Source organism: Leifsonia sp. Soil_N53 (genome assembly GCF_057655165.1).
Window position 1 is genome coordinate 1 of record NZ_JBDGMM010000016.1, and the last position, 14,143, is coordinate 14,143.

The 14,143-nt window shown below is 72.2% G+C and carries 13 protein-coding genes; 11 read left to right on the forward strand and 2 right to left on the reverse strand.

What is annotated here, in order from left to right; all coding sequences use genetic code 11:
• Positions 1-164 precede the first annotated feature (164 nt).
• The 4 genes from manD (at position 165) to pth (ending at position 3,432) form a co-directional block, all read left to right on the forward strand.
• Positions 165-1,415 (forward strand): D-mannonate dehydratase ManD, encoded by a 1,251-nt coding sequence (gene manD / locus AC3A3H_RS00570; protein WP_487612586.1) that lies wholly within the window; start codon positions 165-167, stop codon positions 1,413-1,415.
• A 108-nt stretch (positions 1,416-1,523) separates the two neighbouring features.
• The gene (locus AC3A3H_RS00575) at positions 1,524-2,024 is read left to right on the forward strand and encodes a gluconokinase (RefSeq protein ID WP_487612587.1); all 501 of its coding nucleotides are present in this window, start codon (positions 1,524-1,526) and stop codon (positions 2,022-2,024) included.
• A 169-nt stretch (positions 2,025-2,193) separates the two neighbouring features.
• Complete coding sequence (locus AC3A3H_RS00580) at positions 2,194-2,823, forward strand: 50S ribosomal protein L25/general stress protein Ctc (protein ID WP_487612588.1); 630 nt, start codon at positions 2,194-2,196, stop codon at positions 2,821-2,823.
• A 9-nt stretch (positions 2,824-2,832) separates the two neighbouring features.
• Positions 2,833-3,432 (forward strand): aminoacyl-tRNA hydrolase, encoded by a 600-nt coding sequence (gene pth / locus AC3A3H_RS00585; RefSeq protein ID WP_487612589.1) that lies wholly within the window; start codon positions 2,833-2,835, stop codon positions 3,430-3,432.
• Between the two features lie 6 nt (positions 3,433-3,438).
• On the opposite strand, the gene AC3A3H_RS00590 is transcribed toward pth, so the two are convergent.
• Positions 3,439-3,912, reverse strand: coding sequence for a hypothetical protein (locus tag AC3A3H_RS00590; protein WP_487612590.1), 474 nt, complete (start codon positions 3,910-3,912; stop codon positions 3,439-3,441).
• A 110-nt stretch (positions 3,913-4,022) separates the two neighbouring features.
• On the opposite strand from AC3A3H_RS00590, the gene AC3A3H_RS00595 reads away from it, so the two are divergent.
• Genes AC3A3H_RS00595 through mfd form a run of 3 tightly spaced genes read left to right on the forward strand, consistent with a single transcriptional unit; the run spans position 4,023 to position 9,087 of the window.
• Positions 4,023-4,727, forward strand: coding sequence for an alpha/beta fold hydrolase (locus AC3A3H_RS00595; protein WP_487612591.1), 705 nt, complete (start codon positions 4,023-4,025; stop codon positions 4,725-4,727).
• A gap of 36 nt (positions 4,728-4,763) precedes the next feature.
• Positions 4,764-5,438 (forward strand): 4'-phosphopantetheinyl transferase family protein, encoded by a 675-nt coding sequence (locus AC3A3H_RS00600; RefSeq protein WP_487612592.1) that lies wholly within the window; start codon positions 4,764-4,766, stop codon positions 5,436-5,438.
• Between the two features lie 10 nt (positions 5,439-5,448).
• Positions 5,449-9,087, forward strand: a complete 3,639-nt coding sequence (gene mfd / locus AC3A3H_RS00605) for a transcription-repair coupling factor (protein WP_487612593.1) — start codon at positions 5,449-5,451, stop codon at positions 9,085-9,087.
• A 100-nt stretch (positions 9,088-9,187) separates the two neighbouring features.
• On the opposite strand, the gene AC3A3H_RS00610 is transcribed toward mfd, so the two are convergent.
• The gene (locus AC3A3H_RS00610; protein ID WP_487612594.1) at positions 9,188-10,351 is read right to left on the reverse strand and encodes a Na+/H+ antiporter NhaA; all 1,164 of its coding nucleotides are present in this window, start codon (positions 10,349-10,351) and stop codon (positions 9,188-9,190) included.
• Positions 10,352-10,500: 149 nt separating this feature from the next.
• Here AC3A3H_RS00610 and AC3A3H_RS00615 point away from each other — a divergent pair, with 149 nt between their 5' ends.
• The 4 genes from AC3A3H_RS00615 to AC3A3H_RS00630 all read left to right on the forward strand — a co-directional run.
• Complete coding sequence (locus AC3A3H_RS00615; protein ID WP_487612595.1) at positions 10,501-11,160, forward strand: nucleoside triphosphate pyrophosphohydrolase; 660 nt, start codon at positions 10,501-10,503, stop codon at positions 11,158-11,160.
• 73 nt (positions 11,161-11,233) lie between these two features.
• Positions 11,234-12,301 (forward strand): iron-siderophore ABC transporter substrate-binding protein, encoded by a 1,068-nt coding sequence (locus tag AC3A3H_RS00620; protein ID WP_487612596.1) that lies wholly within the window; start codon positions 11,234-11,236, stop codon positions 12,299-12,301.
• Positions 12,302-12,308: 7 nt separating this feature from the next.
• Positions 12,309-13,370 carry a FecCD family ABC transporter permease gene (locus AC3A3H_RS00625; protein ID WP_487612597.1) on the forward strand — a complete coding sequence of 354 codons (1,062 nt, stop codon included), beginning with the start codon at positions 12,309-12,311 and terminating at the stop codon, positions 13,368-13,370.
• Positions 13,367-14,143: FecCD family ABC transporter permease (locus AC3A3H_RS00630; RefSeq protein WP_487612598.1), on the forward strand; the 777-nt coding region annotated here is incomplete at its 3' end. The genes AC3A3H_RS00625 and AC3A3H_RS00630, both read left to right, overlap by 4 nt.

The following is a 14,143-nucleotide window of genomic DNA, read 5'->3' on the forward strand; positions in this document are numbered from 1 at the left end:
CCCGGCGCCGCCGCGCTCGTCGCCGCCCTGCGCGACGCGCGCACCCCCCGCGACCGCGCCGCCGCCGTGCTGGCCGCGCTCGCCCCCGACCTCACCGACCTGATCGAACCGCTCGCCGACCGCATCGCGGCGGGCGAGCCCGCCACGCACCAAGGAGCACACGCATGAGAATCACCGCAGCCGACGTCCTGGTCTCCAGCCCTGGCCGCAACTTCGTGACCCTCCGGATCACCACGGAGGACGGTGTCACGGGACTGGGCGACGCGACGCTGAACGGGCGCGAGCTCGCGGTCGCCGCCTACCTGAGCGAGCACGTGGTCCCGCTGCTGATCGGCCGCGACGCCCACCGGATCGAGGACACCTGGCAGTACCTGTACCGCGGCGCGTACTGGCGGCGGGGCCCGGTGACCATGGCCTCCATCGCCGCGGTGGACACTGCGCTGTGGGACATCAAGGCCAAGGTCGCCCGCCTGCCGCTCTATCAGCTGCTCGGCGGGAAGAGCCGCGACGGCCTCCTGGTGTACGGCCACGCCTCGGGGGCCGAGCTGCCCGAGCTGTTCGACTCGATCAACGAGCACCTCGAGGAGGGCTACCGCGCCGTGCGGGTGCAGACCGGCATCCCCGGCCTGCCGTCGGTGTACGGCGTCGCGTCGAGCCGGAACGCCGCCGCGGGCGCCGGCTCCGGCTCCGACGCCCGTTACGACTACGAGCCCGCGCGCCGCAGCGCCGTGCCGGTGGAGGAGAGCTGGGACACCCGCGCCTACCTGCGGCACGCGCCGACGGTCTTCGAGGCGGTGCGCAACGAGTTCGGCCCGGAGCTGCCGCTGCTGCACGACGCGCACCACCGGCTCACGCCCATCCAGGCGGCGAAGCTCGGCAAGTCGCTGGAGCCGTACGACCTGTTCTGGCTGGAGGACGTCACCCCTGCCGAGAACCAGGCGGTGCTGCGCCGGGTGCGCGAGCACACCACGACGCCGCTGGCCATCGGCGAGGTGTTCAACACGATCTGGGACTACCGGGAGCTGTTCGAGGAGCAGCTGATCGACTACGTGCGCTCTCCCGTCACCCACGCGGGCGGGATCACCGGGCTGCGGCGGATCTTCGACTACGCCGCCGTGTACCAGATCAAGTCGGGCGTGCACGGTCCCACCGACGTCTCGCCGGTCGGCCTCGCGGCGGCGATCCACCTCGGCATCGCCATCCCGAACTTCGGCATCCAGGAGTACATGCGGCACAGCCCGGCGACGCACGAGGTCTTCCGCACCGGCTACACCTTCGAGGAGGGCATGCTGAAGCCCGGCGACCAGCCCGGCCTCGGCGTCGACTACGACGACGTGGTCGCGGACTCCTTCCCCTACGAGGCCGCCTACCTCCCCGTCAACCGCCTCCTCGACGGCTCCATGCACGACTGGTAGCAGGCAGCCATCGATTCCGGAGTTGTGCACGCTGAGCACCGGCGTGTCGCGTGCACAGCTCCGGAACGGATGGCTGGGGGAGAATCGCAGGGAGCGGAAGGAGTGCGCGTGGGCGTCAGGGTCGTGGTGATGGGCGTGTCCGGGTCGGGCAAGTCGACGGTCGGGAGGCTCGTCGCCGACGCGCTCGGCGCGGAGTTCGTGGACGGCGATGACCTTCACCCCGCGGCCAACGTCGCCAAGATGAGCCGGGGCATCCCGCTCACCGATGACGACCGCGAACCGTGGCTGCGCGCGGTCGGGCGCACGCTCGCGGACGGCGGGCAGGCGGGGACGGTGGTTGCGTGCTCGGCGCTCAAGCGGGCCTATCGCGACCTGATCCGCTCGGAGGCGCCCGGCGCATTCTTCGCCGAGCTGGACGGGGACCGCGCCCTCCTCGCCGAGCGGATGATCCGGCCGGGGCACTTCATGCCGGCCTCCCTGCTCGACTCGCAGCTCGCGGCGCTGGAGCCCCTGCAGCCCGACGAGGACGGCGTCCGCCTCGACGTAGCCCGGCCGCCCGGCGACCTGGTGACCGCCATCGTGGACGACGTGCGCGCGAGCGTCGGGTAGACTGGGCAACTGAACTTCGGCGAGGGATGCGTCACGCATCCGTTATCGACGCGGTGGAGCAGGCTTCGCAGTCTTTCCTCGCGCACCTCGATGCGCTCGAGTCGACATCCCCCATACTGCGAGCCCTCCGGCTCGCCCAGACAGCCGGCCCCGCCGGCAAGGAGACATCATGGCTGACGAGTCCAACAAGGTCGTCGCGGAGATCCGCGACAGCTTCGGCAAGGGCGCTGCCCGCAAGATCCGCGCGAAGGGCCTGATCCCCGCCGTCATCTACGGCCACGGCACCGACCCCGTGCACGTCACCGTCCCGGCGCACCAGGTCGGCCTGCTGCTCCGCAAGGCGAACGCGATCCTCGACCTCGACATCGACGGCACGAGCCAGCTCACCCTGGTGAAGGACGTCCAGAAGGACCCGGTGCTGCAGATCATCGAGCACCTCGACCTCATCATCGTCCGTCGCGGCGAGAAGGTGACCGTCGAGGTCCCCGTGCACGTCGAGGGCGAGCCGTTCTCCGGCACCATTGCGGTTCTCGACATCCCGACCATCAAGCTCGAGGTCGAGGCCACCCACATCCCCGAGCGCATCGTCATCGACGTGACCGACGCCGAGGAGGGCACCCAGTACCACGCGAAGGACTTCGCCCTCCCGGCCGGCGCCGTGCTCGCCGAGGACGAGGACCTGCTGATCCTCAACGTCGTCGTCCCGGCCGCCGCGCGCGCCGAGGAGGAGGAAGAGGCCGAGGCCGCCGCTGTGGCCGAGGTGGCTGCCGAGGCCGCCGCCGAAGAGTCCGCGGAGTAATCACTCCCGATGGCCAGTCCTCTCTCTTCAGAGGGCCCCTGGCTCGTGGTCGGGCTCGGCAACCCCGGGCCCGGCTACGCGGCCACTCGTCACAATGTGGGGCAGATGGTGCTCGACGAGCTCGCTTCGCGCGGCCGGCTGACCTTCAAGACCCACAAGACGAACGCCACGGTCGCCGAGGGGCGTCTCGCCCCCGGCGGGCCGCGGTTCATCCTGGCCAAGCCGAACACGTTCATGAACGTGTCCGGCGGGCCGGTGTCGCAGCTGCTGCGCTTCTACTCGCTCGAACCGTCGCACCTGATCGTGGTGCAGGACGAGCTCGACATCCCCTTCGACACCCTCAAGCTCAAGTTCGGCGGAGGGCACGGCGGCCACAACGGCGTGCGTGACGTCATGGCGGCCACCGGCACCGGCGACTTCACGCGGGTGCGGGTCGGCGTCGGCCGGCCGCCCGGTTCGCGTGCCGCGGCGGACCATGTGCTCGCCGGCTTCAGCGCGGAGGAGCGCAAGAACCTCCCCATCCTCGTCTCCGACGCGGCCGACGCGGTCGAGCAGATCGCGGCCGACGGCCTCACGTCGGCGCAGAACCGGTTCCACACCGAGCGCTGAGCGCGCTCAGGCGGGCGGGAGCGTCGCGACCAGCGCGCCGATGTAGAGTCCGAAGGAGAGCACGGGCGCCAGGGCGGCGACGACGATCCCGACGACGCCGAACGCCCGACCGCGCTTGGTCGCGGCAGCGACGATGCCCAGCACCAGCGCGACGATTCCGAGCACGGTGCCGAAGACGAGCTGGGCGACAGTCAGGATGCCGATCGACGCGATCGTCGCGGAGTGCGCGGAGGACACGTTCGACGAGTCGAAGGCGAACGACGTCGCCGTGCGGTGCGACAGCGGCCCCGCACTCGCGCCGACGTACGCCGAGGCCACCATGGACAGCACGAAGACGGCGAGGGCGAGACCCATCGACACCGCGCCGAGCGTGCGCGGGCGCGGTGCGGCCGGAGGCGCGGCGAAGTAGCCGGGCGCGTAGGCCGGGGGCGCGAACTGCGGCTGCGCCGACACCGGCCCGCCGGGCGGGATCATGCTCATCCGGTCACTCCTCCCGTGTCACTCCTCCCCGGCGACTCACGCCGGACGTTCAGCCAGAGCGTAGCTGACGTGGGGCGGCACCCCAGGCCGACACGGTACCGTCGCAGACCATGAAGTTGTATACGCGCGAGTGGGGCGCAGGAGACCGGCACGCGGTCCTCGTCCACGGCGTCATGTCGGACTCGCGCAACTGGCGGCGCGTCGGCCCCGTCCTCGCCGAACGCGGCTACCGCGTGGTCGCCGTCGACCTCCGCGGCCACGGCCACAGCCCGCGTGCGCGGGAGTACACCGCCGAGCTGATGGCGCAGGACATCGTCGACACCGTTCCGTACGCTCCGGAGCTCGTGATGGGCCACTCGCTGGGCGGCCTCACCGTGAGCCTCGCCGTCGACCGGCTGCACCCGGAGCGGGCCGTGTACGTCGACCCCGCCTTCTCCTGCCCGGCCGCCAACTGGTTCCAGCTCATGCTGGCGCCGGCCTTCCTGAAGACGCTGGCGCGGCAGTCTGCCGCGCGAATCGCGAAGCGGAACCCGCGCTGGGACCCGGCCGACGTCGCGATCGAGGCCGAGACCTTCCAGTCCTTCCACCGCGCCGCCATCCCGGCCGTGCTGTCGCCGAGCGTCATGCGCGCGCCCGAGCACATGGCCGTGCCGTCGATGGTCATGCTGGCGGACAACTCCTACCTGGTGAAGCCGCAGGTCGCCGAGCGCCTCCGCGACACCGGCTTCGACGTGCGAGTGGTCAAGGGCAGCGGCCACGTCATCAACCGCGACGACCACGACGGGTTCATGGACGCCCTGGAGGGCTGGATCTAGCTGGAGGGCTGGATCTGAGGCCGTTAGCCTGAGCGGATGGACCTGAGCACCGTCGTCGTCGCGCCGACCCGGCACGTGCTCGCGGTGCTGCCGCCCGCAGCGCTCGGCAGCGCCGCGGAGTCCCGGCGGAACGGCCTGCGCTCGCCCGCCGACCGGCACGACTTCGCGGCCGCCCGCCTGCTCGCCGTCCACCTCCTCCGCGCCGCCGGCGCCGGGGAGGTCGTGCCCGCCGAGCTGCGCCAGCGCTGCGAGACCTGCGGCGGCGAGCACGGCCTCCCGTCGCCGGTGGCCGGTCTCTTCGTGAGCTGGTCGCACGCGGGCGGTTGGGTGGCGGCGGGAGTGTCGCGGGCGCGGCTCGGCGTGGACGTCGAGGCGGAGGGCGAGGTGAATCTCGCCGCGGCACTGACGCCCGCGGAGCGCACCCTCGTGGCCGCGGCGGAGGATCCCGCGCGGTCGTTCCGGCTGGCGTGGACCGCGAAGGAGGCCTGCGTGAAGGCGGGGGCCGCGCGGCTGGACGACTTCGCCGGTCTGGAGGTGCTGGCCGCTCCCGACATGTTGCGCCCGTCGCACGGCGACCTCCTGCTGAGCGCCTGGCTCGGTCCCGGCGCGACCGCCGCGGCAGCCACGGCCGAGCCCGCGCGCTGGTCGGCTCTCGGCGATCGCGGAGACCTCCTCCCCGTCCCCGGCCGCGCTGTCGGCAGCCCCGCGTAGACTCTCCCGAGTGATACTGCAGGGCTTGATCGCGGCGCTTCAGCGCGCCTCCACGTTCGCTGACGCTCTGGCGCACGCGGGTCGCGACGCCGATTTCTCGCTCACCGACGGCCTCCGGGTGCCGCTCCTCGCCGGCCTGGTCGACCGGCGTGCCGCTGCCGGGGCGTCGCAGGCGGTGCTGGTCATCACGGCGACCGGCCGCGAGTCGGAGTCCGTGCGCGCGGCGCTGCCGTGCGTGCTCCCCGACGCGGAAGTGGTCGAGTTCCCCGCGTGGGAGACGCTGCCGCACGAGCGGCTGAGCCCGAGCCCCGAGATCGTCGGCAAGCGGCTCACCGCACTGCGCCGGCTCGCGGACTGGGCGGCGGCGAAGGAGGCGGGGGAGGCCTCGCACCCGTTCGTGCTGGTCGCGTCCGTCCGAGCGGCGCTGCAGCCCCTCGCCGACAACCTCACCGACTACCCCGCCGTCGAGCTGACCGCGGGCGGCCGCGGCTTCGACCTGAGCGGCATCGCCCTCCAGCTGGTCGACCTCGCCTACGCGCGCGTCGACATGGTCACCCGCCGCGGCGAGTTCGCGGTGCGCGGCGGCATCCTCGACGTCTTCCCGCCGACCGCGGAGCACCCCTACCGCGTCGACTTCTTCGGCGACGAGGTCGAGCAGATCCGGGCGTTCTCGGTCGCGGACCAGCGCTCGCTTCCCGAGCCGATCCCCGCGGTGACGCTCCCGCCGAGCCGCGAGCTGCTGCTGAGCGAGCCGGTCCGGCAGCGCGCCCGCGAGATGGAGCACGAGTTCCCGAGCCTGTCCGCGCTGCTCGCCAAGATCGGCGAGGGCATCCCGGTGGAGGGCATGGAGTCGCTCGCGCCCGCGCTGGTGGACCGGCTCGTGCCGCTCACCCACTACCTCCCGGACGGCGCCGCCGTCGCCGTGCTGTCGCCCGAGCGGGTCGCCTCGCGCGCGGTGAGCCTCGCCGAGACCAACCGCGAGTTCCTCTCCGCCGCGTGGAGCGCCGCGACGGTCGGCGCCGCGGCCCCGATCGACCTCGCGGCGGGCGACTTCCTCACCCTGCAGAAGCTCAAGGACTCGGTGAAGTTCAGCCGGCCCGGCCAGCCCGCCGCCGACCACCCGTGGTGGACGTTCTCCGGTTTCCAGGCCGACGCCGCCGACGAGTCGGCGCCGCTGGAGCTCGAGGTGGAGGAGTACCTCCAGGTGCGCGTCGCCGCGGAGGCCGTGCCGAGCTTCCAGGGCAACGTCACCGGCGCGGTCGAGCACGTGGCCCAGCGGCTGCGCGACGGCTGGCGGGTCGCCATCGTCGCCGAGGGGGCCGGCCTGGTCGAGCGCGCCGCGCAGGTGCTCTCCGAGGCCGAGCTGCCGGCCCGGCCGGTCGACGCCTTCCCGGAGGACCCCGAGCCCGGCGTCGCCTACCTGCTGCGGGCGAACATCGAGCACGGCTTCGAGTTCCCGGAGGAGAAGCTCGCGCTGATCGGCGAGAGCGAGTTCTACGGCCGCTCGGTCGGTTACGAGTCGCGGCAGGTCAAGAAGCTCGCCACCCGGCGCAAGAACGTGGTCGACCCGCTGGCACTGAAGCCCGGCGACTACGTCGTGCACGAGACGCACGGCATCGGCAAGTTCGTCGAGCTCACCCAGCGCGAGGTCTCCAGCGGCGGCCGCAACGCGGTGAAGTCCAAGCGCGAGTACCTGGTGCTGGAGTACGCGCCGTCCAAACGCGGCTACCCCGGCGACAAGCTGTTCGTCCCGACCGACCAGCTCGACCTCCTCACCCGGTACGTCGGCGGCGAGGCGCCGCAGCTGTCCAAGATGGGCGGCAGTGACTGGTCGGCCGCGAAGGGCCGGGCGCGGCGGGCGGTGCGCGACATCGCCGTCGAGCTCGTGAAGCTCTACTCGGCGCGGATGGCCAGCAAGGGGCACGCGTTCGGGCCGGACACCCCGTGGCAGCGCGAGCTGGAGGAGGCGTTCCCGTTCGCGGAGACGCACGACCAGCTCCAGACCATCGACGAGGTGAAGGCCGACATGGAGCGGCCGATCCCGATGGATCGGCTGATCTCGGGCGACGTCGGCTTCGGCAAGACCGAGATCGCGGTCCGCGCGGCGTTCAAGGCGGTGCAGGACGGCAAGCAGGTCGCCATGCTCGTGCCGACAACGCTGCTGGTCAAGCAGCACGCCGAGACCTTCCAGGAGCGGTTCGCCGGCTTCCCCATCCACCTGCGCCAGCTCAGCCGGTTCCAGTCCGACAAGGAGGCGCGCGAGACCCTGCGCGGCCTCACCGACGGCACGGTGGATGTCGTGATCGGCACGCACCGCATCCTCGCCGACGGCGTCTCCTTCAAGGACCTGGGTCTGGTGATCATCGACGAGGAGCAGCGTTTCGGCGTCGAGCACAAGGACCAGCTGAAGAAGCTCAAGACCAACGTGGACATCCTGGCGATGAGCGCCACGCCGATCCCGCGCACGCTGGAGATGGCGGTCACCGGCATCCGCGAGATGTCGACCCTGGCCACGCCGCCGGAGGACCGGCACCCGATCCTCACGTTCGTCGGCCCGTACTCCGACCGGCAGGTCGCCGCGGCGATCCGGCGCGAGCTGCTGCGCGAGGGCCAGGTGTTCTTCGTGCACAACCGCGTCGGCTCGATCTCCGCGGCCGCCGCCAAACTGGCCGAGCTCGTGCCGGAGGCGCGCATCGCGGTCGCCCACGGCCGGATGAACGAGCACGCGCTGGAGCAGGTCGTGGTCGACTTCTGGGAGCGCAGGTTCGACGTCCTGGTCTCCACCACGATCATCGAGACCGGCCTGGACATCTCCAACGCCAACACGATCATCATCGACCGCGCGGACAAGTACGGCCTGAGCCAGCTGCACCAGCTCCGCGGCCGGGTGGGTCGTGGCCGCGAGCGCGCGTACGCGTACTTCCTCTGGGAGGAGGACAAGCCGCTCAGCGAGACCGCGCACGACCGGCTGTCGACGATCGCGGCCAACAACGACCTCGGCAGCGGCATGCAGGTGGCCCTGAAGGACCTGGAGATCCGCGGCGCGGGCAACCTCCTGGGCGGCGAGCAGTCCGGCCACATCGCCGGCGTCGGCTTCGACCTGTACCTCCGGATGATCGGGGAGGCGGTGTCCACGTTCCGCGGCGAGGTCGCCGAGGGCCAGACCGAGCTGCGCCTGGAGCTGCCGGTCGATGCGCACATCCCCGAGGAATACGTGAACAGCGAGCGGCTGCGGCTGGAGGCCTACCAGAAGCTGTCCACCGCGAGCTCGCCCGCGGCGAAGGACGGCCAGATCGACCTGGTGCTGGAGGAGCTCACCGACCGCTACGGCCAGCCGCCCGCGCCGGTGGTGAACCTGATCGCGGTGTCGCGCCTGCGCCGGGCGGCGCAGAAGGCGGGGCTGGGGGAGGTCGTGGCGATGGGCTCCAACCTCCGGCTGGCGCCGGCGCTGCTGCCGGACTCGCTGCAGGTGCGGCTGCAGCGTTTGTACCCGGGGTCGAAGTACCACGCCGCGCCCAAGGTCGCGACGGTCCCGCTGCCGCGGGTGAACGGCGAGGCACTCGACGACGCCGCGCTGATCGAGTGGGTCGCGTCGCTGCTCGGCGCGCTGTTCCCGACTCCCGAGCCCGCCTCCGAGCCCGCCGCCTGACGGCCCGTCCGTAACTCCGGAGACCTCGCGCAACACGCCGTCCGGACGGCCGTTCGCACGGAGATCGCGGCGCCATGCGCCCGATTCTCCGGAACTGGCGTCACGAATCGCGCGCACGAATGCGGCGCGGGTGCATGCGGCGGTTGCGCCGCGCGAGCGTCGTCACGAGGATGCCCGCGAGCACGATCGACACCGCCGACCCGAGAAGCACCGCCAGGGTGCCCTCCGCCCGCACGGTCGCCGATCCCGCGAAGGCGAGTTCGTTCATCAGCAGCGACACCGTGAAGCCGATGCCGCCGAGCGCTCCGATCGTCACGAGGCTGAGCAGGGGGATGCGCGAGCGCTCGCTCTTCGGCCGGGTGAACGACCCGAGCCAGCCGCCCAGCGTGATCCCCACGAGCTTGCCCAGCGGAAGCGCGACCAGGATGCCCCAGAACGCCGGCGACAGCTCGGCGGGGGAGACCGAGGGGATGACGACGAGCGCGGCCGAGAACGCGAACAGCGGCAGGATCAGCCCGTTCGACCAGGGCTCGAGCGCGTGCGCGGTGCGGCCACCCGGGCCGCGCGCCATCGCGAGGCCGAGCGCGACGCCGGCGATCGTGGCGTGCACGCCCGAGTCGTAGACGAGCCACCAGGTGAGCACCGCGAGCAGGGTCATCAGCACCCCGATGGGCCAGCGCAGCCTCCCGTGCAGCAGCCGGCTGAGCAGACCGAACGCCGCGACGGCCACCGCGGCTGCGGCCAGCTCCAGCAGGTTCGGGTCCGTCGTGAAGAACACCGCGATGATGAGGATGGCGACCAGATCGTCCAGCACCGCAAGCGCCAGCAGGAACACCCGCAGCCGGTTCGGCAGCCCGCGCCCGAACACCGCGAGCACCCCGAGCGCGAACGCGATGTCGGTCGCGGTCGGGATCGGCCAGCCCGCCGACAGCCCGGACCCGGCCGTGAGCGCCAGGTAGACCAGCGCCGGCACCGCGACGCCGCACGCGGCCGCGATCGCGGGGTGGATCGCCTTCGCGAACGAGTTGAGCTCGCCGGCGACGAGCTCGTGCTTGAGCTCGACCGCCACGATGAAGAAGAAGACCGCGAGCAGCCCGTCGCTGATCCAGTGCCCGACGCTCAGCTCGACCAGGCCGCCGCCGAGGTGGGCGTGCTGCATGTCCAGCAGGGCGGGGCCGACGGCCGTGTTCGCCAGCAGGAGGCCGAGCGCGGCGGCGCCCAGCAGGAGCCCGGCGGCGGTGCGCTCGGAGCGGATGATGCTCATCGGTGGCCAATCTCGCGCCCGGGGCGCGGTGAGGGTCGAATCGCCGACCAGACTTCCCGGCACACCAGTGCCACAGTCTACCGGTGCGGCCCACGACCGACCCCGGTTCCAGTGAGAGGATGAACCTGTCCCCGAGGGAGGAGCATCCCATGTCCGACGCGGCGCCCACCAGACTCGACGAACTCGTGGCCGTGATGGCCCGGCTGCGCGCCCCCGGGGGCTGTCCGTGGGACGCCGCCCAGACGCACGAGTCGCTGGTGCAGTACCTCGTCGAGGAGAGCTACGAGCTGATCGAGGCGATCGAGACCGGCAACCGCGACGAGATGCTGGAGGAGCTCGGCGACGTGCTCTACCAGGTGCTGTTCCACGCCGACATCGCCGCCCACACGGCCGGCGAGGACTTCGACATCCAGGACGTCGCCGAGCACATGACCCGCAAGATGGTCGGCCGGCACCCGCACGTCTTCGGCGGCGACCGCACGGCCGAGACCGCGGAGGACGTGGTCGGATTCTGGGACGACCTCAAGAAGGCGGAGAAGCCGGGCCGCACCAGCGTGCTGGACGGCATCCCGCAGGCGATGCCCTCGCTCGCGCTGGCGGACAAGCTGCTCGGCCGGGCCGAGAAGGTCGGCTTGATCGACCTGAGCGAGTCGGGTGGGGTGCAGGTGGAGAGCGAGGATGAGCTGGGGCCGCTGCTGCTCGCCATCGTGGCGTCGGCGAAGGCACAGGGCCTGGATGCCGAGCGCGCGCTGCGTTCGACGCTGCGCGAGCTGCAGGGGGAGATCCGCGAGCAGGAAGCATCAGTTTAGGTTAGGCTAACCTAACGTGCCATGTCGGCACGCTTCCCAACACTGTGCCGTCGGCACCCTCGCGAGGAGAGTCATGCCTGTTTCCGCACGCCCCGGCCGTCGCCGGACGCGTCCCGCCCGTTCCCTGGCCCTGTCGATCGCCGCCGTGGTCTCCGCGGCCGCCCTCGTCCTCACCGGCTGTTCCGCCGGCGGCCAGGCCGAAGAGCCCTCGGCCACGGGCTCGGCGGACAGCTTCCCGGTGACGATCGACAGCGCGCTCGGAAAGACCACCATCGACTCCGCGCCGAAGCGCGTCGCCACCTGGGGCTGGGGCGCACAGGACATCGCGCTCGCGCTGGGGATCGTCCCGGTCGCGATGCCGAAGTTCACATACGGCGGCGACGCGAAGGGCCTCCTGCCCTGGGATGCCGACAAGATCAAGGCGCTGAAGGGCAGCACGCCGCAGCTCCTCGACGCCGACTCCGGCGAGGTGCCGTTCGAGCAGTTCGTGAAAGCGAAGCCCGACGTCATCCTGGCCCCGTACTCGGGCCTCACCCAGACCGACTTCGACACGCTGAGCAAGATCGCGCCGGTCGTCGCCTACCCCGAGAAGCCGTGGGCGACCAGCTGGCGCGACCAGACCGCGATCGTCGGCAAGGCGCTCGGGATGACCGCTCAGGCCGACGCCCTCGTGAAGAAGACCGAGGCCTCTGTCGCCGCGCTGTCGGACAAGTACCCGGTGATCAAGGACAAGACCTTCTTCTACGCCGCCGCCAACCAGCCCGGCGTGCTCAACGTCTACCGCGCCGAGGACCCGCGTGTGCAGCTGCTGAACGACCTCGGGATGAAGAACTCGCCGAGCATCGCCGCGCTCGACGCCACGAAGGGCGACGGCAGCTTCTTCTACCAGCTCAGCTACGAGAACCTGTCCAAAATCGACACCGACCTCCTCGTCATGTACTTCGACAAGCAGTCCTCGGTGGACGCCTTCACCGCCGACCCGCTCGTCGCCGCGATGCCGACCGTCAAGGAGGGCCGCTTCGCGCCGATCGTCGGCGAGTCGTTCGTCGCCGCCACGAGCGCGCCCAGCGTGCTCAGCATCCCGTGGATGCTCGACCGCTACGTGCCGCAGCTCGCCGCCGCGGCCGAGAAGGTCAAGTAACCCGCCGATGCCCACCGGTGTCGTCACCGCGCCCGCCGGGCGTGCCGGGGATCTCCCCGCGCACGCCCGGCGGCGCCGGCGCGCGCTCCTGGGCTTCCTGATCGCGAGTGCCGTCCTGCTCGCGGTGTGCGTGCTCAGCCTCATGGTCGGCGCGCGCACGATCGCCCCCGCCGACGTGCTGCACGCGCTGACGCACTACTCGGCGGCCGACTCCGACTCCCTGGTGGTCGTCGGCAGCCGCCTCCCGCGCACCCTGCTCGGGCTCGCCGCCGGGCTCGCGCTGGGGCTCGCCGGCACCGTGATGCAGGGCCTGTCCCGCAACCCGCTCGCCGATCCCGGCATCCTCGGGGTGAACTTCGGCGCGTCACTGGCGGTCGTCGTGGCGATCGCCTTCCTCGGCGTCACGGCCGTGTCGGGCTACGTCTGGTTCGCGTTCGCGGGAGCGGCGCTCGCCGCCGGCCTGGTCTACGCGGTCTCGGCGGTGGGCCGGGAGGGCGCGACCCCCGTCAAGCTCGCGCTCGCCGGCGCCGCGGTCTCCGCCGCGCTCGGCTCGCTCATCACGGCCGTCATGCTCACCAGCCGGGTGTCGCTCGACCAGATGCGCTTCTGGCAGGTCGGGTCGCTCGCCGGCCGCGGGTTCGACGTGCTGTGGCAGGTGCTGCCGACGCTCGTCGCCGGCGCGATCCTGGCGCTTGCGCTCGGGAGGCTGCTCAACGGCCTCGCCCTGGGCGACGACGTCGCGCGCGGCCTCGGCCAGCGGGTCGGCCTCGCCCGGGCGCTCTCGGCCGTCGCGATCGTGCTGCTGTGCGGATCGGCCACGGCCGCCGTCGGCCCGATCGCGTTCGTCGGGCTGGTCGTGCCGCACGTCGCCCGCTGGGTCGTCGGCGCCGACTACCGGCGCATCCTGGCGTTCTCCGCGGTGATCGCGCCCGCCCTGCTGATCGCCTGCGACGTGATCGGCCGCGTCGTCGCGCCGCCGGGGGAGCTGCAGGTCGGCATCGTGATGGCGTTCGTCGGGGCGCCGCTCTTCATCGCGCTCGTGCGGCGCAGGAAGCTGGTCGGGCTGTGACCGCGGTCGTCCGGGGGGCCGCGCCCGCCTCCGCCGTCGCGCACGACCGCCGGCGCCGGCACGCCCGTGCGCTCCGGGTCTCGCTCGTGCTCGCCGCGCTCGTCCTGGTGGTGTCGGCCGTGTCGCTCACCCTCGGCGACGCGGGTGTCGCTCCGTCGGACGTCCTCGCCGCACTCGTCGGGCGCGCCGACCGGCTGACCTCGTTCGTCATCCTCGACCTCCGGCTGCCGCGGCTGCTCGCGGCAGTGCTGGTCGGAGCCTGCCTCGGCCTGTCCGGTGCGCTGTTCCAGTCGGTCGCCCGCAACCCGCTCGCGAGCCCCGACATCATCGGCATCACGACGAGCGCGAGCGCGACGGGTGCGATCGCCCTGGTCTGGTTCGGGATCACCGGCGTCGCGCTCTCCGGCATCGTCCTCGCCGGCACGCTGGTCGCGGCCGTCCTGATCTACCTGCTCGCCTGGCGCCGCGGGGTCAGCGGCTACCGGTTCGTCCTCGTCGGGATCGGCTTCGCGGCGATCTGCGCCGGGCTGGTGTCGTACGTCCTCACGCGCGCCGACCTGAGCGACGTGCAGCAGGCGCTGGTCTGGATCACCGGCAGCCTGAACAGCGTCGACGGCACGTCCCTCGCGGTGCTCGCCGTCAGCGCGGGCGTGCTCGTGCCGGCCGCGCTCCTGGTCGGGAGGCCGCTCGCCGCCCTCGGCCTCGGCGACGACCTGGCGGCCGGCATCGGCGTGCGGCCCGAGCGCGCGCGCATCCTCAGCGTGGGCGTCGGG

Excerpts from the sequence above, each read along its gene's own strand:
- AC3A3H_RS00580 (WP_487612588.1), top strand. The coding sequence starts at position 2,194 with ATGGCTGACGAGTCCAACAAGGTCGTCGCGGAGATCCGCGACAGCTTC.
- AC3A3H_RS00615 (WP_487612595.1), top strand. The coding sequence starts at position 10,501 with ATGTCCGACGCGGCGCCCACCAGACTCGACGAACTCGTGGCCGTGATG.
- AC3A3H_RS00590 (WP_487612590.1), bottom strand. The coding sequence starts at position 3,912 with ATGAGCATGATCCCGCCCGGCGGGCCGGTGTCGGCGCAGCCGCAGTTC.
- pth (WP_487612589.1), top strand. The coding sequence starts at position 2,833 with ATGGCCAGTCCTCTCTCTTCAGAGGGCCCCTGGCTCGTGGTCGGGCTC.
- AC3A3H_RS00625 (WP_487612597.1), top strand. The coding sequence starts at position 12,309 with ATGCCCACCGGTGTCGTCACCGCGCCCGCCGGGCGTGCCGGGGATCTC.
- AC3A3H_RS00620 (WP_487612596.1), top strand. The coding sequence starts at position 11,234 with ATGCCTGTTTCCGCACGCCCCGGCCGTCGCCGGACGCGTCCCGCCCGT.
- AC3A3H_RS00610 (WP_487612594.1), bottom strand. The coding sequence starts at position 10,351 with ATGAGCATCATCCGCTCCGAGCGCACCGCCGCCGGGCTCCTGCTGGGC.
- manD (WP_487612586.1), top strand. The coding sequence starts at position 165 with ATGAGAATCACCGCAGCCGACGTCCTGGTCTCCAGCCCTGGCCGCAAC.
- AC3A3H_RS00600 (WP_487612592.1), top strand. The coding sequence starts at position 4,764 with ATGGACCTGAGCACCGTCGTCGTCGCGCCGACCCGGCACGTGCTCGCG.
- AC3A3H_RS00595 (WP_487612591.1), top strand. The coding sequence starts at position 4,023 with ATGAAGTTGTATACGCGCGAGTGGGGCGCAGGAGACCGGCACGCGGTC.